Below are 20,544 nucleotides of genomic sequence, written 5' to 3'. Positions count from 1 at the left end.
AAGTCAGACAATATGGCTTCGACTTTTGTCTTTTAATTCGGTTGGGGGAACACCAAACCAACTTTTAAAGTTGCGACTAAAAATAGATAACTCTGCATAGCCCAACTGTAGCGCTATATCCGTCAAATTCACATTGCCTGCATCAAGCATACGAAGCGCTTCTTTTTTTCGGACATTTTCGAGTATATCTCGATAGGTTGTTCCTTGCATTTTTAAAGCGCGCTGAAGCTTTTTCGGATGCATGCCCATACATAGCGCGATATTTTCAATGCTACAGTCTCCTGTCGCCATCAGCATGCGGACTGAACTCTCTATCAGTGCGGTATTGTCTTCAGTTTTGGTGCTGCTTTGTGTTTCAAGCTGCTGTACGATCAGTTGATTGATGGCATCTTCATTAAAATTATAGGGTTTATAGCTTAAAAAGCTTGCAGGAAAATAAAGTGCATCTTCATCGGTTTCAAACTCTACCTGACATGAAAAATGAGCTTGGAAAGTTTGGGCACCTTTTTGTGGTGCTTTTTGCTTGAAGCAAATTTTTTCTGCATGCCACTGTGGGCCAATCAAATCTTTTAAAATATTCGCGACAAGGCAAATGGCCAGTTGTGATTTTTGTGGTACATCGGTGTTGTATTCACTTAAACGCACAAAGTTCAGCTTACAGAGTAGAGCATTATGTTGCGAGACGTGGAAGACAATGCCTTCAGCATGTAAATAGACATATTTTTGCGCCACGCTTAAGGCTTCAAGTATGGTCGTTTGTCGGGACATATAGACGCCAATTAAACCGATTGTGCTAATATTTTGGAGTGCACCGAGTTTTAAACCGAAGCAATCATCCTGACAAGCTAAGGCCGCTTTTTCCAATAAATTTAAATAATGATCATAATGAATAAATGAATCTGGATCACGGAGTAAAGCAGGTAAAATCCCGATCTCTTTCAAGATTTCTATAGGGTTTATGCCATAACTACGGACTAAGTCTTCAAAACCGCCGAGGCTGGCTGTACGAATATAACTTCCCATTACAACATTCCATGTTGTCCTAAAAGATCAATTTAGTGTCCTAAAAAGTCAAGCATAATTCAAGTCATTTGTTAAAGTAGGATAAGAGATTGTCTCAACCAACATAGAAAATAAGTATTGAATCACCATTTTTAACCGTGAAAGGAAAAGCATATGCAACTTACGGTTCAGTCTCATATCGAGCAAACAGTGATAGAACAGACATTACACGATTGTTTTCAATTACAGCGCAAAAGCTTTCATGACCAAGGCATTGAAACGATTGTACAGCGCAAGCAACATTTACTGAATTTAAAAGCACTGATTAACGATCACCGTGAAGCAATTATTGACGCCCTGAATCGTGATTATGGCAATCGTTCACGTCATGAAACCTTATTGGCAGAAATTATTACTGTCACGGATGACATTAACGGTAGCATCAAACATTTGAAGCAATGGACCAAAGTACAAAAACGACATGTCGATCATAGCCTGTATTTTGGTGCAAAAAACCGTGTGATTCCGCAGCCGCTGGGCGTGATTGGAATTATTGTGCCGTGGAATTTCCCCATCAATTTGATGTTTTCACAGTTGTCAGCCGTGTTTGCTGCGGGAAATACCGCTATGGTTAAAATGTCTGAAAATTCAAGACATTTGGCTGAATTGCTGATGGAGTTAAGTCCAAAATACTTCAAAGCGGAAAAATTACAGATTTTCGATGAGACTGGTGAAGTGGGCATCGCGTTTTCAAAACTACCGTTTGATCACTTGATGTTTACTGGCTCTGGCGCGACAGGGCGTAAAGTCATGGCTGCTGCAGCACAGAACTTGACGCCAGTGACTTTGGAGCTGGGTGGTAAATCTCCTGCAGTGATTGACCCTGAATACCCGATTGAGAAAGCTGTAGAACGCATTATGTTTGTGAAACAGTTTAATGCGGGACAAATTTGTACCAATGTCGATTATTTATTTGTGCATGAGTCGAAGTTACAAGCATTTATTCAAGCCGCGGCAGCGTGGGTTCAGGAACATGTGCCTGATATTCATAGCAAAGATTATACTTCTGTGATTGATGAGCGTGCATTTCAGCGCTTAGTGCATAGCTTGGCAGACGCAGAAGCTAAAGGGGCCAGTTTGATTAATTTAAATCAGCAAGAGCCTGATGCTGCGACACGAAAATTTCCACTGACTTTGGTGTTGAACAGTAATGATGAGATGGAAATTGATACGCGTGAAACCTTTGGCCCGATCTTGATGGTCAAAACCTACCAAAAGCCTGAAGATGTGGTTGACTATATTGTGCAGCGTGATCGTCCATTGGCCTTTTATCCATTTAGCAATAATAAAAGCTTAGTCGAATTTTATATCAGCCGAGTTATGTCGGGCGGGGTTTCGGTCAATGATGCCTTATTTCATGTTGGGCAGCATGACTTACCCTTTGGTGGGGTCGGCCCCAGTGGCATGGGGCACTATCATGGTTATGAAGGCTTTTTGACTTTTTCTAAAATGCGCCCTGTGTTTTATCAGGCGGGTTTTTCAAGTTTGAAGTTTCTCGCGCCACCGTATGGGAAATTTGCTAATTGGCTGTTGAATTTATTGATTCGCATGAAGTCATAAGCGCTTAAATTTTAAAACCTCAACATCACTTTTCACTTCAAGATGGATATTTTGAAGTGAAGGGGTTGGTGTATTTAAAAACAGAAAAATAAAACTATTAAAGGAGTTAATAGGATGAATAATAAAGATTTTGATTTTGATCAAATCGTGATTGGCTCAGGCTTTGGTGGATCGGTCAGTGCTTTACGCCTCAGTGAAAAAGGCTATAAAGTCCTGATTTTGGAGAAAGGCTTACGCCGTGAAGACAAGGATTTTCCAACTACAAATTTAGACACCAAAAACTATTTGTGGCGGCCTGAACTGGGATTCAGAGGTACGATGCAATTTACTTTCACTAGTAAAACCACCATTTTGCATGGGGTAGGCGTTGGTGGGGGGTCACAAATTTATGCCAATGTACACTTAATTCCACCTGATGCTGTTTTTGAGTCTGAGGCGTGGACCAAGATTCGTAAAGACTGGAAAGAAACCTTAAAGCCGTTTTATGGTCTCGCTCAACGTATGTTGGGTACAGCGAATAATACTTATACCAATATTGCAGATGACACGTTAAAAGAAGTTGCGAGTGAAATTGGATATGCAGACTCTTTTAAAACGGTCAACACAGGGGTATTCTTTTCGCAAGCAGCTGGTCAGGAAGGTCAATTAGCGAAAGACCCGTATTTCAATGGAGAAGGGCCAGATCGTAACTCATGTATTTATTGTGGCAGTTGTATGTTGGGCTGTCGTAATAATGCCAAAAACACCCTCATGAAAAATTACCTGTATTTTGCTGAGCGTAATGGCGTTGAAATTCGTCCAAGCTCTGAAGTCATCAAAATTATACCCTTGAGTGAGGATGGTGGTGAAGGCTATGAAATCATCATCAAAGAAACTTTAGGCAAGAATGTTCGTCAGTATAGTTTGCGCAGTCGTGGGGTGGTGTTATCTGCAGGGGTGATGGGTACTGTACCGATGTTGTTAAAAATGCGGGATCAGTATAAGACTTTACCCAATATTTCTTCATTGCTGGGACAGGAAGTTCGGACGAATTCGGAAACCCTGACCACAGTGAACAACACAGGGAAAAAACTGGATGATGGGGTGGCAATCAGCTCTTTTATTTCGGTCGATGCAGATACCAATATTGAGGTCACGCGTTTTCCTGAAGGTGCAGATGCTTCATGGATTTATATTCCATATGTGCCGATGGTGACTGGTCAGGGCTTTATGCGCTTTATGAAGTTTGTGTTCAATACACTGTTGCATCCCTTAAAAACCTTTAAAGTACTACGCTATAAGGGTAAAGCTAAAGATTCGATCATTTTATTGGTGATGCAGAAATCTGAAGCGTTCATTCATTTTGAATGGCGTAGAAAGTGGTATCGACTGTTCCAGAATAGTATCACTGCCGTGCAAAAAGAAGGGGACACGCCACTCACCGTTTCATTCCCTGCGGCTGAAGAAGCCACTAAAATGATTGCACAAAAGTTGGGTGGAGAACCGGGTTCTGCACTTACTGAAATTCTACTGGGAACGCCAACGACAGCACATATTATGAGTGGCGTTGCGATGGGTAATGACCGTAACAATGGTGTGGTGGACTTCACCGGTCAAGTCTTTGGTTATCAAAATTTACGCGTATTAGATGGTTCGATTGTACCTGGAAATTTAGGTGTGAATCCCTCACTGACCATTACCGCACTGTCTGAATTTGCGATGAGTCAAATCCCAGTGTTCTCCGCAGAGCGGGCAGCAAAGATTCAGCGTATCGAATTTAGTCAGCCTTTGGACGGACAGGTGTCTGACTTGAAGGGTACTGGTGATTTAGCCAGTGCATTAAGTAATGCTTAAAAAAGTGGATATGGTTTGGGCTGGTGATGGTGCCTAATACGGCAAATTTGACATCCGAAGCAATACAATCTTGAGATCATTATCCCTCTAACGCTGTATGACAGTGTTAGAGGGCGTTGCTGATTTGATGGGCTATAATTCAGAAATTCCTAAGCTAAGAAGAGAGCAAAAGCTGTCTTACCTTTTTTACCGATCAATGAGTAATTGGCGGGCATTACTGAGTCTATTCGTAAACCCAAAAGCCATAGTTTATTTTTTCTTGTTATAAAATATGACTAGTAAAATCAAAATAATAACTAAGATCAAAGTAATCATGACTGTTTCCATAGTTTGACCTCTAAATCTTGGATTTTATCTAATTTTAACATGCTCATTCGATCACTATATATTCAAAAAAGATCATTTTTCGTTCTTTAAATATGGAATTGCATATATATGTTTATTCGTATATAAGTATATTCAAAGATTCGATTGAGTTTGAGCAAATGACTGCTACTCCAAAAGTTAAGATTTATCATAACCCTGAATGTGGTACATCACGTAATACATTGGCATTAATTCGTAATGCCAATATTGAACCTGAAGTGATTGAGTACCTTGTAACACCTCCATCTAAAAATGAACTAATTCAAATGATCGCGGATGCAGGTTTAACGGTGAGAGAAGCGATTCGTAAGAATGTTGATCCTTATCGTGATCTCGAGTTGGGCCGTGAGGACTGGACGGATGAACAGCTTTTAGATTTTATGCTGCAGCATCCAATTTTGATTAACCGTCCATTCGTAGTCACTGAATTAGGAACTCGTTTAAGTCGTCCGTCAGAATTGGTTTTAGAAATTCTGCCACTCCCACAAAAGGGTGCTTTTAGTAAAGAAGACGGTGAACAAGTGTTGGATGCAAATGGGCAGCGATTAAAATAAATATGTACTGGGTATCTGTGAGTATTGTTATATCCAGAAGTATGAGTGAGTGAAAGTATGGATCAAATCAATTTTTTTAAATGTTTAGCGGATCAAACGCGATTCAACATTGTGATGTTGGTTGTGGTTAATCATGAGCAGTGTGTCTGTGATTTGACTGAAAAATTACAACTTAGCCAACCTAAGATTTCGCGGCACTTAGCTTTACTGCGCTCTTCAGGTCTTTTACAAGATCGACGTCAAGGGCAATGGGTTTATTACAGTCTCAATCCCAATTTACCCACTTGGTGCGTAGACGTACTTAACACCCTTAACAATACCGATATACAGCCAAAAGTTGCACCATCCTTTCAGCAAATCAATAGTTATTGCGAGTAGTAAAATATGAAATTTCTTTTTTTATGTACTGGAAATAGTTGCCGTAGCATCCTGTCAGAAGTGCTGTTTAATAGTCGTGCGCCTGAAGGGTGGAAAGCTTACAGTGCAGGTAGCAAACCATCTGGACAGGTGCATCCATTGACCATTGAAACTCTGGAAAACTTAGGTCTTTCAACTGAAGGTTTGTGGAGTAAAACGATTGATGACTGCGAACAATACCAACCTGACGTTGTGATTACCGTCTGTGATTCGGCAGCTCAAGAAGCATGCCCGCTGTATTTAGGTGGTGCAATTAAAGCACATTGGGGTTTGGTCGATCCTTCACATTTGGATTTACCGAAAGAAGAAAAGCTCAAAGCATTCCAAGTCACTGTTGATCATATCAACCGTCGCTTAGACGCTTTATTGGCACTCGATACAGCGCATATGTCTCGCCCAGATTTGATTGCCGCAATCAATCAAATTTCGCATATTGAATGAGAACATCATGGCTCAACAAAGATTATCCTTTTTAGATCGTAACCTCACGCTATGGATTTTTATTGCTATGGCGTTGGGGATTGCGATAGGTGTGTTCTTTCCACAAGCTTCAGTGGCTTTGGATAAAATGAGTGTGGATTCTGTCAATATCCCAATTGCGATTGGTTTGATTCTGATGATGTATCCACCATTAGCCAAAGTGGACTATGCAGCTTTGCCACAGGTGTTTAAAGATAAGAAAACGCTGACCCTATCCTTAGTACAAAACTGGCTCATCGCACCTGTTCTGATGTTTGCATTAGCCATCATTTTTCTACACAGCTATCCTGAATACATGACAGGCTTAATCTTGATAGGACTGGCTCGTTGTATTGCCATGGTCTTGGTTTGGAATGGTTTAGCCTGTGGTGATAATCAATATGTCGCAGCATTGGTCGCTTTTAACAGTATCTTTCAGATTTTGTTTTTTAGTACTTATGCTTGGTTATTCTTGACGTTCTTACCGCCTTATTTTGGCGTTGCAGGGCAAGTGATCAATGTTGATTTTTGGACCATTACCCATGCTGTTTTGGTTTATCTCGGTATTCCGTTTTTATTAGGTTTCTTAACGCGCTTAATTTTGGTGAAACAAAAAGGCGTGGAGTGGTATCAAACCAAGTTTATTCCGAAAATCAGTCCTCTAAGTTTGATTGCTTTGCTGTTCACGATTTTGGCTATGTTTAGCCTAAAAGGTGGTGATGTTGTAAGCCTGCCAATGGATGTTTTACGAATTGCGATTCCTTTAACAATTTACTTTGTATTGATGTTCTTTATTAGCTTCTTTATGAGCAAATGGATGGGCAATGATTATCCGAAGACAGCAGCAATCTCTTTTACTGCGGCTGGAAACAACTTTGAATTAGCACTTGCCGTTGCAATCGCCACATTCGGTTTAGCTTCGCCAGTCGCTTTTACAACGGTGATCGGACCATTGGTTGAAGTGCCTGTGCTGATTGCTTTGGTGAGCGTGTCATTGTGGTTAAGAATGAAATACTTTAAAGAGGCCTAACGCTATGAATCTCCCAAATGTAGATATGAATCTTCTCGATCAACCTACTTTAGAAAAAGTACAGGCTAAAGAGGTGAATCATCCACCGCGTATTTTGCTGCTGTATGGCTCAAACCGTGAGCGTTCATATAGCCGATTGGCGGTGATGGAAGCAGGACGTATTTTGGAGCAGTTTGGTGCTGAAGTAAAAATCTTCCATCCTAAAGGTTTACCCTTGCCTGAAGATGCGGATACTGAGCATCTAAAGGTTAAAGAATTGCATGATTTACTCGCTTGGGCAGAAGGTATGGTGTGGTGTTCACCTGAACGTCATGGCTCAATGAGTTCAATCTTTAAGTCACAAATTGACTGGATACCTCTAGCGGGTGGTGCGATTCGTGCAACGCAAGGCAAGACTTTAGCCTTGATGCAGGTCAGTGGTGGTTCGCAGTCTTTTAACAGCTTAAACCAGATGCGTATTTTAGGCCGCTGGATGCGCATGATCACCATTCCAAACCAATCGTCTATTCCCAAAGCTTTTTTAGAGTTTGAAGAAGATGGACGAATGAAACCTTCAGCCTTTTATGATCGAATTGTCGATGTTATGGAGGAGCTGTATAAATTCACGCTACTGACGCGTGGGCAAAGTCAGTACCTTACAGACCGCTATTCAGAGCGAAAAGAGTCGGCAGAAGAATTATCTAAGCGTGTCAATCAACGGAGTTTATAAACTCTAGATGATCAAAGATGTTGAAAAGTAGCTTGTGTAATTGAAAAGTCCAATTACAGATTTGATCAGTTTTTAAAAGTCACTTAGTTTGTTGAATAGACTGGGCTTTTTTAATTATGAATATGGCTTCACTATAATCAAGAGGAGAGATGCTTTGGCACAACTACAAGCACAAGTCGATGTGGTTATTATTGGTGGTGGTCAGTCGGCACTTGCTACAGCTTATTTTCTCAAACGTAAAAAAGTTCCATTTGTGATTTTAGATGATCAATCGCAGGCGGGCGGTGCATGGCTGCATGCTTGGCAGTCGCTACATCTTTTTTCACCGCATACATGGAGTTCGTTGTCGGGTTGGATGATGCCAACGACTGAACACACCTACCCAACGCGAAATGAAGTGATCGAGTATTTGTTGGCATACGAGCAACGCTATCAATTTCCGACCATTCGGCCAGTCCATGTCGATCATATTGAACAAAAAGATGGCTATTTAGATGTGTATGCTGGCGAACAATATTGGCGAGCTAAAGCGGTGGTCAGTGCTACAGGAACATGGAGTCAACCTTATATTCCACATTATGAAGGACATGAGCGATTTGAAGGGATACAAATACATTCAGCTCATTACGTAAATCCAGAGCCTTTCATCAATAAAAAAGTGATCGTGGTTGGAGGTGGTAACTCAGGCGCACAAATTCTTGCCGAAGTTTCAAAAGTGGCAGAAACGACTTGGGTCACGACGACAGCACCAGCATTTTTATCGGATGATGTGGATGGGCGAGTCTTGTTTCTTCGTGCAACGGAGCGTTTAAAAGCACAACAGGAAGGTCGGAGTTTGGAACAACTCGCAGGTGGATTTGGAGATATTGTCATGATTGACAGTGTCAAAGAGGCAAGAACACGAGGAGTTTTGCACAGTCGAGAGCCTTTTGTCGCATTTGCTGAGCATTCAGTTGTTTGGGCTGATGGTTCAACACAAGCGGTAGATGCTGTCATTTGGTGTACAGGATTTAACCCTGCACTTAATCATTTAAGAGATCTTGGTGTGGTAGAACCTGATCAAACGGTTGCTGTCCATAATGGGCGTTCAATGAAAGTAAATAACTTATGGTTGGTTGGCTATGGTGAGTGGACAGGCATGGCATCGGCGACTTTAATTGGAGTGTCCAGAACAGCAAGAGCTGCGGCTGATGAAATTGCTGCCTATTTGACTGGTGCTTAAACCTATAAGTTTAAAGGGATGCATAGACAGGTTTCATGCATGAACAATTCGATTTGATTCGATACGGAGGAGGACGGAAATAGAATTCGCCGTGAAGCAAATGGAAAGCAATTATTGATGATTGATAGGAGATTTAAGGTGCTCTAAGTAGCTAATTAAAATAAGAAAACCTATCTATTTAAATCAGAAAAGCAGCCGAAGCTGCTTTGCGTTTTTTTATCATCGTTGAAGTTGCCTCTAAGCATTCACCATCAGCACAACTTCCGCCAGACTTAAGCGTCTACTTTGGCGGTACGAGAGTTATGGCTTAATTCATCTGCATGTAGGAAATGCGTATGCTGCGGCGCGCGTTTGGTTTTGCTCCATTCTTCCAGCATGTCATATTTCATTTGTTCAGTAATCATGGCAATTTTTTGTGGTGCTTTTTCATCGTCATAGGCCAGTTCCAAACGATGGCCATTTGGATCAAAGAAATAAATTGAGTGGAAAATACCATGATTGGTAATGCCCAAGACCTCTATGCCATTGGCTTCTAGGTGTTCTTTAGCATCAATCAGTGCCTGACGGTCTTTGACTTTGAGTGCAATGTGCTGCACCCATTTTGGGGTGTTTTCATCACGACCCATTTCAGGCTGGGTTGGTAGTTCAAAGAAAGCCAGCACATTACCGTTTCCTGCGTCTAGGAATAGGTGCATATAGGGATCAAAGGCTTTGGTTGAGGGGACATGGTCTTCAGCAAAGGCGAGAATGAAATCCATATTTAGATTTTTTTTGTACCATTCCACCGTTTCTTTGGCATCTTTACAACGGTAGGCCACATGGTGGATTTTTTCAATTTGAATGGTCATTTTTATATCCTTATAAAAAACTTAAGCAGCTTCAGGCTGCATTTCAGGTGCAGCGTGTTGAAAGGCCTCTAAACTGTTGCAATGGGTATAGATCGAACAAATTTTTGGATAATCGGATAAATCAAGATTAAAACGTAGAGCGTTATAGACTTGTGGAATCAGGCAGCAATCCGCTAGGGTCGGCTGATTGCCAAAACAGAATTTGTCATTTGACTGTTCCAGTTGTGCTTCAAGGGCTTTAAAGCCCGTTAAAATCCAGTGTTTATACCAAGCTGTTTTCTGCTCATCACTTATTTCCAATGTACCCGTTAGGTACTGAAGTACCCGTAGGTTGTTGAGTGGATGGATATCGCAGGCAATACTCAAACTAAATGCACGGATCAAAGCACGCTGCTGCAAGTCTTGAGGGAGCAAGGCCATGTCTGGGAATTTTTCTTCTAAATATTCAAGAATACTTAGCGATTGAGTCAGAGCAAAATCCTGCTCTGCCCATGTTGGCACCAGCTCACTAGGATTGATCTGACGGTAGCTTTCACTATGCTGTTCACCGCCATTATTGACTAAGTGCACAGGGACATGTTCAGCAGTCAGACCTTTTAAATTCAGGGCAATACGAACTCGGTAAGCCGCAGAACTACGAAAATAGGTATACAGTTTCATGGGCAAGATCCTAGTCTGCAATTATTGGGTAAAACCAAAATCCACTGCTGGCAGAATTGTGCCGCTGACTTCACCAAAGCCAATACGCAAATCATCTTTTTCGCAATAGCCTTTCATAATGATGGTATCGCCGTCTTGAATGAAGTTACGCTGTTCGCCCTTTGATAGCGTTAAAGGTTTGGTGGCATTCCATGTGATTTCGAGTAATGAACCATAAGAATCTGGGGTTGGCCCTGAAATGGTCCCTGAACCCATCAAATCACCGACCTGTAAGTTACAGCCCGCAATCGTATGATGTGTCAGCTGCTGAGCCATGGACCAGTACATATATTTAAAGTTGGTTTTGCAGATCACATTGCTCTGGTCGTCATTCTCAGGCTGAATTTCAACCGACAAATGAATGTCATAACTATTGCTGCTGTTGTCTTCACGCAGATAAGCCAAAGGTTTCGGCTCTTGTTCAGGTGAGCTGGTTTTAAATGGCTCAAGTGCTTCCAGCGTCACAATCCAAGGTGAAATAGACGATGCAAAAGTTTTGGCATTAAACGGGCCAAGTGGTACATATTCCCATTGTTGCAAGTCACGTGCAGACCAGTCATTAAACAGCACCATACCGAAAATATGATCCCACGCGTTTTCAATTGAAACAGGTTGACCCAGCTGACTTGATTTACCTACGATAAAACCAGTTTCCAGTTCAAAGTCGAGTTTACGACAAGCAGAAAATACAGGACGTTCTGAATCTGGCAGCTTGATTTGTCCTGATGGACGGACAATGTCAGTGCCGCTCACAATGACCGAACTGGCACGACCGTTATAACCAACAGGGAGTTCTGACCAGTTGGGCAGCAGCGCATTTTTCGGGTCACGGAACATGCAACCGACATTGGTGGCATGTTCTTTAGATGAATAGAAATCGGTATAGCCTGAGATGTGTACAGGCATATGCATTTTAACGTCTGATTGTTTGAAGAAGATCTGATCACGCAGAGCCTGATTGTCACGAAGATCAGGATTATCTGCGGACAACAAAGCTTGTAATTCTGCGCGGACCTTAGACCAATTGGCTTTACCTGATTCAATAAACGTGTTCAATGTCGGTTGATTAAAGAGCAGCTTGCTATCTGCCTGTTTGCAATAACCATGCGCTTCCAGTACCGCCAGATCAACCACCCATTCTCCCAGTGCTACGCCAGCACGGGCCTGCGAATTGTGTTTTTCACTAAAAATGCCATAAGGCAGGTTTTCTAGTGGGAAATCTGAATGTGCAGCAATTTCAACAAATGACTTCAAGCGTTTGCTCATGGATATTGATCCTTTCCGTGGAAAATTTAAGTTCTAGATAGAATCATACTTATATTTTAAAATTACGCAATAAATAATTTATTTATGAATAGTGTAAATTGTTAGGCTATACTACTCTGAATGAGAGAGTCAGGTTTAGATGGCTCACATTTTTGATTTAAGTAGTACAATTCACCAATGGAGTTATGACAACTAATGCAGCTATGCAGGGTAAAGCGATGAGTGTTGAGGAAGAAAAAATACAGGGAGGGGTTCAGTCTCTGGAAGTTGGATTAACCGTATTAGATGCATTAACCGCACATAATGCACCGATGATGTTAAAAGAGCTGTCCGAAGTTTTATCCATGCATCCGGCCAAAGTACACCGTTATGTGGTGAGCTTGATTCGTAAAGGTTATGCTCAGCAATTAAATGATGGGCGTTATAGTTTAGGTGAGCGTGCACATGCTTTTGGGGTGAATGCACTCAAACGAACAGATATGCTGGAATTAAGCCAGCGTTATATTCAGGACATTCAGCAACGTCTGAATTGCAGTATTCATGTGAGTAAATGGTTTGCCGATGGTGCGGTCGTGGTTCAGTCTCTAGAATCTAACCATGTTTTTAATATTATTACCCGAGTCGGTTCACGCATGCCGCTGCTGAAATCTGCGACAGGGCGCTTGCATGCCTGCTATCAGCCTGAGCACATCATCAGGCCATTATTGGAAAAAGAATGGGAAAGTAGCGCTAAACCAGAACAGTATCCTGCAAATTGGGAAGATTTTTTAGAGCTGAAAGTGAAAATCCTGAGTCAAGGTTATGCTTCAGTCACAGGAGATATGATGGCTGGGATCAATGCGATTAGTATTCCAGTCTTTAATTTCACACAGCAACTGGATCATGTCATTACTTGTATTGGCACAGAAGATCAGTTACCCGAAGGACAAATGCAGCAGGCAATTGATTATGTACTTGGCGTACAGCGACAGATCGATGCTTTATTTCATCCAGCTGCTGCCATATAAAAGCATCGATTACATTGAAAAGATGAATTAAGTTTTAAATCCACCCTCTGGTGGATTTTTTATGGGATGCAGTCGCGCTAGACAGTATAAATATTTCATTTTCTGCCACGCTGCTAAAGGAAAAGGGGAAATTAGGAACTAGATAGTGAAGCTGAAACCCGTAGACTTAGGTTGTCTTGATTCAAGTTCCGAATAATAACGATAAAAAAAGGCTTCTGACCCTAGAGTGAGAAGCCTAAGTGAACATGATATATTTTAAGCAAGCACAGACTCAGCGGAACTTGCAGCTTTAAGCACAGTCGCCATCGACGCAGCCACATAATCAATATTGTTTAAATTCAGGCCAGCAGTACACATACGGCCGCTGCGGACTAAATAAATACCATAATCGTGTTTCAGCAAATCGACCTGTTCTGCACTTAAGCCCGTATAACTAAACATGCCTTGTTGCTGGGTCAGATAGCTAAAGTCCATATCTGGTAGCGCTTGAGTGAGTTTGTCTTCAAGTAAGCGACGCATCAGTAAAATGCGCTGACGCATTTCTTCTAATTCAGACTGCCATAGCTGAGACAACGCTGTGTCATTTAATACCTGACTCACCAATAACGCACCATTAGCTGCTGGGCTAGAATAAATGCGACGGACTGTCGCTTTAAGCTGACCCAATACATTTTGGGCAATGTTTGCGTCATCGCAGACAAAGTTCAAGCTACCAACGCGCTCACCATATAAGGAAAAGATCTTGGAAAAAGAATGGCTGACAATAAAGTTCATACCAGACCGATCTAGCGCATGTATCGCATAAGCATCTTGCTCCAAGCCTTGACCAAAACCTTGATAGGCCATGTCCAAGAAAGGAATCAAGTCATTTGCTTTTAGAACCTCAATCACTTGATCCCATTCATGAGGTGCTAAATCTGCACCTGTCGGGTTATGACAGCAAGGATGCAGTAGTACGATACTTTGAGTAGGCAGCTGTTTTAAGGTATCTAGCATCGCAGTTAGATTTACGGCATGGGTGTCCGCATCATAATAAGGGTAGAAATGGGTTTGAACACCAGCACCATTAAAGATCGCAATATGATTTTCCCAAGTCGGTTGACTGACCCAGATTTCAGACTTCGGGAAATATTTGTTTAAGAAGTCTGCACCTACTTTGAGTGCACCAGAACCACCCAAAGTCTGAATGGTGACGACACGTCCTTGCTGACGAGCAGGGCTTGCCTGACCGAAAATGAGTTCTTGTGCAGCCTGATTAAAGCTCTTGAGCCCATCCATCGGCAAATAGACTCGGACTTTGTCATAGTCAGGAATTAAATGAGTATAGGCTTTTTGAACCGACTGTAGCTGCGGCACGATATTATCTTCATTATAATAAAGTCCGATACTGAGATTGACCTTATTCTGGCGCGTATCTTTGCTGAATTCCTCCATCAGAGAAAGAATCGGGTCACCTGCATAGGCATCAATATGTTGAAACATGAATACATCCTAATATGATAAATACGATATTACGCTTCTGGTAAGGAAGTGATTTTACTTTTTTCAAGCAACGCAACATGATCTTCTTGCTTCCGTTTAAAGAGGTAAGCTGTCAGTAAAATCGCGATCCAGACTGGAATCATGAGAACTGCAATTTGCATATCTGGGCTACGACTCATAATGAGCAGAATACTCGCCATGAAGGCAATACATAAATAATTGGTAAATGGATAGGCCACACTTGGAAAGTGAGTTTTTACCTGCATGCGATTCATGGCTTTTTTAAACTTTAAATGTGTATAAGAAATCACGACCCAGTTAATCACAATAGCCGCTACGACTAGCATCATGAGTAAGTTAAATGCTTTTTCAGGAAATAAATAGTTAATCAGAACACATATTAAAGTAAAGAAAGCTGAAACTATAATGGCATTTACAGGAATACCACGCGGATTAATTTTGCTTAAAAATTTTGGGGCATTGCCTTGTTGTGCCAGACCAAGCAGCATTCGGCTGGTACAGTAATTGGTGCTGTTATAGACCGAAACAGCTGCAGTCAAAACCACAAAATTCAAAACAGCGGCTACGGTTTGGCTGCCCAACGAGTCGAAAATCAATACAAAAGGACTACCGCCTTCAGCCATCATATTCCATGGATAAAGTGACAAAATCACGACCAAGCTTAAGATATAAAATAACAACACGCGGTAAACAATTTGATTGACGGCTTTTGGGAGGGTTTTCTGAGGATTATCTGTTTCTGCTGCTGCAATACCTACCAGTTCAATTCCACCGAAAGCAAACATAATCATGGCCATAGCCATCACTAAGCCTGTAATACCATTGGGGAAGAAGCCACCGAGTTGCCATAAATTTTGTAAGCTAGACTGGCTATGACCACTACCGCTAGCCAGCAAGTAACTACCAAAAGCAATCATGGCAATAATTGCCACGACCTTAATGATGGCTAACCAAAATTCCATTTCACCAAATAATTTCACGTGCAGTAAATTAATGACATTAATGAAAATAAAGAAACCCAAAGCAGAAACCCACGTTGGAATATCAGGCCACCAGTAATGGATATAGAGGCCGACAGCACTGAGTTCAGCCATACACACTAAAATATTGAGTACCCAATAATTCCAGCCAGACATAAAGCCCGCAAATTTGCCCCAGTATTTATAAGCAAAATGACTAAAAGAACCACTCACGGGTTCATGCACAATCATTTCACCGAGCTGGCGCATCATGAGAAAGGCAATAAGGCCTGCGATGGCATAGCCTAAAATAACAGAAGGTCCTGCGAGTTTGATGGTTTGTGAAATACCGAGGAATAGCCCCGTGCCGATAGAACCACCGAGGGCGATGAGCTGAATATGACGATTACTTAAACCTTTTTTCAGGTTTCCTTGTTCAATATGCTGCATTTTTATTCTTCATCCATGTGAGATAAAGCCCTGAACCATGATGATGTGTGTACTTATTTTTATATTGTCATCGGAGCAGGCTTTAATTTTTACGAGTATAATTTTTGCGCAAAAGTTAAATTTCCCTGTACATAAAACTATATGTACAGGGAAATTCTAGAAATCGTTTAAGCTTTAGATACATCTAAAACGCCACGTTTAATTTGGTCGCGTTCAATCGACTCAAATAGCGCTTTAAAGTTGCCTTCACCAAAACCGTCGTCATCTTTACGCTGAATAAATTCAAAGAAGACTGGGCCTAGCATATTTTGAGAGAAAATTTGCAACAAGAGACGTTTATTACCGTCTTTAGTATTGCCATCCAGCAAAATGCCACGTTTTTGTAGCTCATCGGCGGGTTCACCGTGGTTAGGCAAACGCTCATCTAGCATTTCATAGTAGGTATTGGGTGGAGGTGTCATGAACTTGGCACCTAACGCTTTGAGTTTGTCCCAAGTGCTGATCAGGTCATCACAAATGAAGGCAATATGCTGAATACCTTCACCGTTAAATTCATTCAGGAATTCGGCAATCTGGCCATTTCCTTTATCCGAATCTTCATTGAGCGGAATACGGATTTTGCCATCTGGCGCCGTGAGTGCCTTGGACGTCAGGCCAGTATATTCACCTTTAATATCGAAGTAGCGTATTTCTTGGAAGTTAAAAATCTTTTCATAGAAATCAGCCCAATACTGCATACGGCCTTTATACACATTATGGGTCAAATGGTCGATTTCATATAAACCTGTGCCGACAGGATAGGATGGCACATCATCAAAGAAAATGAAGTCATTTTGGTAAATGTCACAATCGACGAGGAAAATAGGAGAGCCGCCAATCCCTTTAATTGCTGGGATATTCAGCTCCATCGGGCCAACTTGGTTGTAAATTGGTTCTGCACCAATTTCTATTGCCTTTTTAAATGCCTTTGCCGCATTCTTGGTGCGGAAACCCATTGCACAGGCAGAAGGGCCATGTTCTTTATAGAAATAAGCTGCATACGATTCAGGCTGATAATTTAGAATGATATTAATTTTGCCCTGACGCCATAAATACGCATTTTTAGACTTATGCTTTGCCACTTTGCTGAACCCAATGGTTTCAAACACCGCATCTAGCTGACCATCTTCAGAAACAAATTCAATAAATTCGAATCCACACAGTTCTAATGGGTTGGCTAATTCATTCATACAACGTCCTCATTTCTTTTTTAAGCAATCCTATTGCTTATCTTTTTAACGATTCCTTTCAGAGCCAACGGACTGGTCGCTACAATTTTAGAGCGAGAGAGACAAATCCGTTTGTCTGACATGGGGCACCTGTTCAGCAGCATTCTTAATGTTGAGTGAGCAAGTGTAGAAGTTTTAATTCATCATACTTGATCTAAATTATTATTCAATACGTAATTTAATTACGCAATAAATAAAATTGGTAAACGATTGACCTATAAATTAAATTAATATTATTCATAAAAATATTTTTTAAAATAGAGGCGCTTTGTTATACCAAGATTTCAGGATGAAATCTGTGCTATAGGACTAAAATAGAAGGGAAAAATTGGGTATGAAATTTGACTCATTCCGTGCATCTGTTGAGAACAGCTATTTTAAACAGCCAAACAACTGATTCGAGCACGAAAATTAATTGTAAAGTGTCTAGAACAGTTTGACTTAGTTAGACCTGATTTGAAAACCCAGATGTAGGTGTCGCCGCGAGCGAGTTTGAGTGGCTGTTGAATCAGCGTCCAAGTTTGAAGGGGATTATTAGTATCACAGTGTGATAAATCGAATTTTTAGTGTTTATTATTAGGCTTTGAGAGGATGAGAAACAATTAAAAAATGGTGCGCTCTGCGCGAATAGAACTATAAGCTGTATGTATTTGTATTATTGGGTTTGATTGTTTCTGTTTTTGATTAGTATCCCTATTTGTATCCTTATTTATAGAAGTACTTTGTGTTGATGAAAATTGAGAGGGACGTGGGTTCGAATCCTAAACAGGGATTCGAACTGGTGGAATCATTATGGATTAATATTAAAAAAATTAGATAACTAGTCTTAGTCAGCGATAAGCTTTTTAAGCCGTGACGCAAAAAAAGAATAGAGCTTTATCCGAGTGAGGGAGTGGGTAACCAATAAGTACAAAATAGGGAAAATGGGTGTGTTTGAGTGGGAAGATTTAGGCACGGTTATTGATGAATTAGGTCGATAAATTTAGTAATATTATTGATTTACATGGAAGTTTAAATAATGGCTGAATCATTCAAATACAAAAGATTAGAAGTTAGTAAATTATTATTTCAGTCTTGGGGAGAATACAAAATTCTTCTTGGTCGAAAAAACTATGAGTCTTCCACATACAGCTTTATGTTTTATCCATTTCCTACAATCAGTCAATTCCATAAAATGGAAAAAGGGCGTAGAAAAAATTATTTATTATTAAAAGAATATAAAGCTGGATATTGTCTTTACGATGGAAATATTTGGTATTGGAATTTGAATCAAGGACGCTATAGGAGCGATTATCCAGACTCAAGGATTGGGTGTGCTTTTACCAATGAAATTTCGAGAAAAAAAGAATTTATAAAAAAAATATCTCAAATCGTAGAGAGTTTTAGTGGAAAGGATAAATTCAATATTTTTGATTTTCCTGAAAAAACTAAAGTACCTTTCAAAAATTACAATCATCTGATTTATATTTTGCCGATGTTAAGTTTAACTTCGGCAATTTTAGAAGGAACTTTAAGAGAAATTTTAGCAAAATACTTACAGGAGGAAATTAATAAACATGTTGAATTAGGCAATAAAGAAGGAAGAACCCAGCATAATAATTACCAGAAGTTATTAGTAGCTAAGCAATCATTAATCGAGTCACATAGTTCAATAAGTAGTCTTATGTCTGAATATTCAATAATTTTTGATTTTAAATCTAGTGAAATTATCCCTAAAAATTTAGGTAATATTATAAATTCTCTAAATACATTAAGAAATATTGTTGCACATGGAACAAGTATGGTGACAACTAACATTAGGGTTCAAGAAGATGATTATTTTAAAAATTGGAATAAAAAAATTGATAATTTACAAATAGTTTTAAAGAAATATTTTGGATCTGAGGATATATATTTGAATCTTTCAGACTATAGATTAGCCGATTTTTATATGGCTTGTGTACTTCATTATTTAAGCTATATTTTAGCTGAATTAAGAGGGTATGATGAATCTATAGACAAAGCCTTAACAAATATTAAAATGGTAGAAGAAATAGAGAAAGTTTCAAATATTAAAATTAAATATAATCATGAATATCTCAATTGGTTTGAGTAATCACCCCCACACCACATTCTCATATCGCTAAGTACGATGACAGAACATCAGTTTTAACAATAAACTATTCTTTAAAAGTCTCATTCAAAGCCTGTTGCACGGCGTCTACTCGTGATTTACAGGCTTTGTAAGCAGACATAGATTCTTCAACGATCTTCATCAAATTATCAATGTCAGGCTCTTCCTGGGACTCAAGCAAGTCTACATTCTTCTTAAGAACGTCATAACCTTCTTTAAACGTTAATTCTTGTTCAGTCATTTTGATTTACCTGAGTTACTGTTGCTTCAATGGTGCCGTCTTGTAATTCCACTTGAATTGAATTATCTGATACCTGGTGAATGGATCGGATGGCTTTACCTTGGCTGCGGACGATACCGTAACCTTTGGCCATCACATTTCTTGGATTCTGTAATAGGGTTTCACGCATCAATGATTCAACCTGATTTGATGCTAATTTGATTTGCTGCTGCGCTAAGTACTGTGTTGTACCTTTCATCATGTCTAACGCTTTATTTGCTTCATTGATCTGTCCATGAGCAAGCGTTTTAATCACTCTCATGTATTGATCATTTTGACCTTGATACGCCGTGATTTGATGTTGAGATAAAAGTTTAATCCTCTGTAGTGATTCCAATACTTCCTGAGTCCGTTCAACAATCAAATTACGAATACCACCAATGACTTTACTTGGAGTATCAAAAGACCGATTAGCTACTTCATCTAATATGGTTTGATCTTTTTCATGGCCGATACCGACCCAGATAGGAACTGAACGTTTACAGAGTAGGGCTGCTAGATTGTAGTCATTCAAATAAGCCAAGTCATTTACAGCACCACCCCCACGAATAATAACGATCAGATCTGGAGCAGTATCAAAGTTTAAAGCCCATTGACGTAAACCATTACCCAAGGCATCAATAATACTCACAGCGGCAGTATTCCCTTGAAAGGTCGCGATGTGATAAACAAAATGACAAACATCCGCTTTATCTAAAACATCTGCATCTTTTTTGAAGTCACCAAGACCAGCTGCATTTTCAGGCGCAATCACCAGGACATTTTGAATGTCGAAAGGAGAAGGGTGAACCGTACCGGGTTTGTCGGAGACTTTTTTATTTAAGTTAGGCCACCTGACCTAACGGGTTAATCTTATCATAGTACATTGCTTCAAACTCAAAAGGCGATACATAACCCAGTGCACTGTGTACACGCTTTTTATTGAACCAATCTACCCAG

General features: G+C 40.3%; 19 protein-coding genes and 1 pseudogene. 10 read left to right on the top strand and 10 right to left on the bottom strand.

The genetic code is table 11. The annotated features are described in order from the left end of the window. Positions 1-3 precede the first annotated feature (3 nt). The gene (locus MF4642_RS09295; protein ID WP_078426019.1) at positions 4-1,023 is read right to left on the bottom strand and encodes an AraC family transcriptional regulator; all 1,020 of its coding nucleotides are present in this window, start codon (positions 1,021-1,023) and stop codon (positions 4-6) included. 153 nt (positions 1,024-1,176) lie between these two features. Between MF4642_RS09295 and MF4642_RS09290 the strand changes: the two genes are divergently transcribed. From MF4642_RS09290 to MF4642_RS09255, 8 genes are all read left to right on the top strand, one after another. Next, complete coding sequence (locus MF4642_RS09290) at positions 1,177-2,622, top strand: coniferyl aldehyde dehydrogenase (RefSeq protein WP_078426018.1); 1,446 nt, start codon at positions 1,177-1,179, stop codon at positions 2,620-2,622. Between the two features lie 114 nt (positions 2,623-2,736). Beyond that, positions 2,737-4,455, top strand: coding sequence for a GMC oxidoreductase (locus MF4642_RS09285; RefSeq protein ID WP_078426017.1), 1,719 nt, complete (start codon positions 2,737-2,739; stop codon positions 4,453-4,455). Positions 4,456-4,940: 485 nt separating this feature from the next. Beyond that, positions 4,941-5,375, top strand: a complete 435-nt coding sequence (gene arsC / locus MF4642_RS09280) for an arsenate reductase (glutaredoxin) (protein WP_078426016.1) — start codon at positions 4,941-4,943, stop codon at positions 5,373-5,375. Positions 5,376-5,432: 57 nt separating this feature from the next. After that, positions 5,433-5,753, top strand: a complete 321-nt coding sequence (locus MF4642_RS09275; protein ID WP_078426015.1) for a metalloregulator ArsR/SmtB family transcription factor — start codon at positions 5,433-5,435, stop codon at positions 5,751-5,753. A 6-nt stretch (positions 5,754-5,759) separates the two neighbouring features. Then, positions 5,760-6,233, top strand: coding sequence for an arsenate reductase ArsC (locus MF4642_RS09270; protein ID WP_004981612.1), 474 nt, complete (start codon positions 5,760-5,762; stop codon positions 6,231-6,233). A gap of 7 nt (positions 6,234-6,240) precedes the next feature. Continuing rightward, a complete protein-coding gene (gene arsB, locus MF4642_RS09265; protein ID WP_078426014.1) occupies positions 6,241-7,281 on the top strand; it encodes an ACR3 family arsenite efflux transporter in 1,041 nt (346 codons plus the stop codon). A gap of 4 nt (positions 7,282-7,285) precedes the next feature. Next, a complete protein-coding gene (gene arsH, locus MF4642_RS09260; RefSeq protein ID WP_078426013.1) occupies positions 7,286-7,990 on the top strand; it encodes an arsenical resistance protein ArsH in 705 nt (234 codons plus the stop codon). 154 nt (positions 7,991-8,144) lie between these two features. Continuing rightward, complete coding sequence (locus MF4642_RS09255) at positions 8,145-9,212, top strand: ArsO family NAD(P)H-dependent flavin-containing monooxygenase (protein WP_078426012.1); 1,068 nt, start codon at positions 8,145-8,147, stop codon at positions 9,210-9,212. A 272-nt stretch (positions 9,213-9,484) separates the two neighbouring features. Here the strand turns inward: MF4642_RS09255 and MF4642_RS09250 are convergent, their stop codons facing one another. From MF4642_RS09250 to fahA, 3 genes are read right to left on the bottom strand one after another with little or no spacing between them, the layout of a single operon-like run. Then, positions 9,485-10,060: a VOC family protein gene (locus tag MF4642_RS09250; protein WP_005005954.1), complete on the bottom strand. Its 576-nt coding sequence runs from the start codon at positions 10,058-10,060 to the stop codon at positions 9,485-9,487. 21 nt (positions 10,061-10,081) lie between these two features. Then, positions 10,082-10,720: a maleylacetoacetate isomerase gene (maiA, locus tag MF4642_RS09245; RefSeq protein WP_078426011.1), complete on the bottom strand. Its 639-nt coding sequence runs from the start codon at positions 10,718-10,720 to the stop codon at positions 10,082-10,084. 21 nt (positions 10,721-10,741) lie between these two features. Next, positions 10,742-12,025 carry a fumarylacetoacetase gene (gene fahA / locus MF4642_RS09240; protein ID WP_078426010.1) on the bottom strand — a complete coding sequence of 428 codons (1,284 nt, stop codon included), beginning with the start codon at positions 12,023-12,025 and terminating at the stop codon, positions 10,742-10,744. Positions 12,026-12,210: 185 nt separating this feature from the next. Between fahA and MF4642_RS09235 the strand changes: the two genes are divergently transcribed. Continuing rightward, positions 12,211-13,032 carry an IclR family transcriptional regulator gene (locus MF4642_RS09235; RefSeq protein WP_078426009.1) on the top strand — a complete coding sequence of 274 codons (822 nt, stop codon included), beginning with the start codon at positions 12,211-12,213 and terminating at the stop codon, positions 13,030-13,032. Positions 13,033-13,287: 255 nt separating this feature from the next. Here the strand turns inward: MF4642_RS09235 and MF4642_RS09230 are convergent, their stop codons facing one another. The 3 genes from MF4642_RS09230 to hppD all read right to left on the bottom strand — a co-directional run bounded on the left by MF4642_RS09230 (position 13,288) and on the right by hppD (position 17,173). Then, positions 13,288-14,514 (bottom strand): aromatic amino acid transaminase, encoded by a 1,227-nt coding sequence (locus tag MF4642_RS09230; protein ID WP_078426008.1) that lies wholly within the window; start codon positions 14,512-14,514, stop codon positions 13,288-13,290. A 29-nt stretch (positions 14,515-14,543) separates the two neighbouring features. Continuing rightward, on the bottom strand, positions 14,544-15,944 hold the full coding sequence (locus MF4642_RS09225) for an amino acid permease (protein WP_058869111.1): 1,401 nt from the start codon (positions 15,942-15,944) through the stop codon (positions 14,544-14,546). Between the two features lie 167 nt (positions 15,945-16,111). Further along, a complete protein-coding gene (hppD, locus tag MF4642_RS09220) occupies positions 16,112-17,173 on the bottom strand; it encodes a 4-hydroxyphenylpyruvate dioxygenase (protein ID WP_078426007.1) in 1,062 nt (353 codons plus the stop codon). Positions 17,174-18,230: 1,057 nt separating this feature from the next. Here hppD and MF4642_RS09215 point away from each other — a divergent pair. Further along, entirely contained in the window at positions 18,231-19,307 is a 1,077-nt protein-coding gene (locus MF4642_RS09215) for a hypothetical protein (protein WP_078426006.1), read from the top strand. Between the two features lie 64 nt (positions 19,308-19,371). Here the strand turns inward: MF4642_RS09215 and xseB are convergent, their stop codons facing one another. The 3 genes and pseudogenes from xseB to MF4642_RS17355 form a co-directional block, all read right to left on the bottom strand. Further along, complete coding sequence (gene xseB, locus MF4642_RS09210; protein ID WP_078426005.1) at positions 19,372-19,566, bottom strand: exodeoxyribonuclease VII small subunit; 195 nt, start codon at positions 19,564-19,566, stop codon at positions 19,372-19,374. Then, a pseudogene (locus tag MF4642_RS09205) lies at positions 19,559-20,389 on the bottom strand (exodeoxyribonuclease VII large subunit); the annotation flags it as partial. The pseudogene MF4642_RS09205 and the gene xseB, both read right to left, overlap by 8 nt. A gap of 40 nt (positions 20,390-20,429) precedes the next feature. Next, on the bottom strand, positions 20,430-20,544 hold a 115-nt coding region (locus MF4642_RS17355; RefSeq protein WP_323486535.1), incomplete at its 5' end, for an IS3 family transposase.

It is taken from the genome of Acinetobacter sp. MF4642 (assembly GCF_002018925.1).
Lineage (GTDB): Bacteria > Pseudomonadota > Gammaproteobacteria > Pseudomonadales > Moraxellaceae > Acinetobacter > Acinetobacter johnsonii.
The sequence above is the reverse complement of the archived record's forward strand: the minus strand, read 5'-3'. Positions and strand labels throughout refer to the sequence as shown.

What these genes read in the sequence shown, in the direction of transcription:
- MF4642_RS09295 (WP_078426019.1), bottom strand. Translation starts at nt 1,023, where the DNA reads ATGGGAAGTTATATTCGTACAGCCAGCCTCGGCGGTTTTGAAGACTTA.
- MF4642_RS09290 (WP_078426018.1), top strand. Translation starts at nt 1,177, where the DNA reads ATGCAACTTACGGTTCAGTCTCATATCGAGCAAACAGTGATAGAACAG.
- MF4642_RS09285 (WP_078426017.1), top strand. Translation starts at nt 2,737, where the DNA reads ATGAATAATAAAGATTTTGATTTTGATCAAATCGTGATTGGCTCAGGC.
- arsC (WP_078426016.1), top strand. Translation starts at nt 4,941, where the DNA reads ATGACTGCTACTCCAAAAGTTAAGATTTATCATAACCCTGAATGTGGT.
- MF4642_RS09275 (WP_078426015.1), top strand. Translation starts at nt 5,433, where the DNA reads ATGGATCAAATCAATTTTTTTAAATGTTTAGCGGATCAAACGCGATTC.
- MF4642_RS09270 (WP_004981612.1), top strand. Translation starts at nt 5,760, where the DNA reads ATGAAATTTCTTTTTTTATGTACTGGAAATAGTTGCCGTAGCATCCTG.
- arsB (WP_078426014.1), top strand. Translation starts at nt 6,241, where the DNA reads ATGGCTCAACAAAGATTATCCTTTTTAGATCGTAACCTCACGCTATGG.
- arsH (WP_078426013.1), top strand. Translation starts at nt 7,286, where the DNA reads ATGAATCTCCCAAATGTAGATATGAATCTTCTCGATCAACCTACTTTA.
- MF4642_RS09250 (WP_005005954.1), bottom strand. Translation starts at nt 10,060, where the DNA reads ATGACCATTCAAATTGAAAAAATCCACCATGTGGCCTACCGTTGTAAA.
- maiA (WP_078426011.1), bottom strand. Translation starts at nt 10,720, where the DNA reads ATGAAACTGTATACCTATTTTCGTAGTTCTGCGGCTTACCGAGTTCGT.
- fahA (WP_078426010.1), bottom strand. Translation starts at nt 12,025, where the DNA reads ATGAGCAAACGCTTGAAGTCATTTGTTGAAATTGCTGCACATTCAGAT.
- MF4642_RS09235 (WP_078426009.1), top strand. Translation starts at nt 12,211, where the DNA reads ATGACAACTAATGCAGCTATGCAGGGTAAAGCGATGAGTGTTGAGGAA.
- MF4642_RS09230 (WP_078426008.1), bottom strand. Translation starts at nt 14,514, where the DNA reads ATGTTTCAACATATTGATGCCTATGCAGGTGACCCGATTCTTTCTCTG.
- MF4642_RS09225 (WP_058869111.1), bottom strand. Translation starts at nt 15,944, where the DNA reads ATGCAGCATATTGAACAAGGAAACCTGAAAAAAGGTTTAAGTAATCGT.
- hppD (WP_078426007.1), bottom strand. Translation starts at nt 17,173, where the DNA reads ATGAATGAATTAGCCAACCCATTAGAACTGTGTGGATTCGAATTTATT.
- MF4642_RS09215 (WP_078426006.1), top strand. Translation starts at nt 18,231, where the DNA reads ATGGCTGAATCATTCAAATACAAAAGATTAGAAGTTAGTAAATTATTA.
- xseB (WP_078426005.1), bottom strand. Translation starts at nt 19,566, where the DNA reads ATGACTGAACAAGAATTAACGTTTAAAGAAGGTTATGACGTTCTTAAG.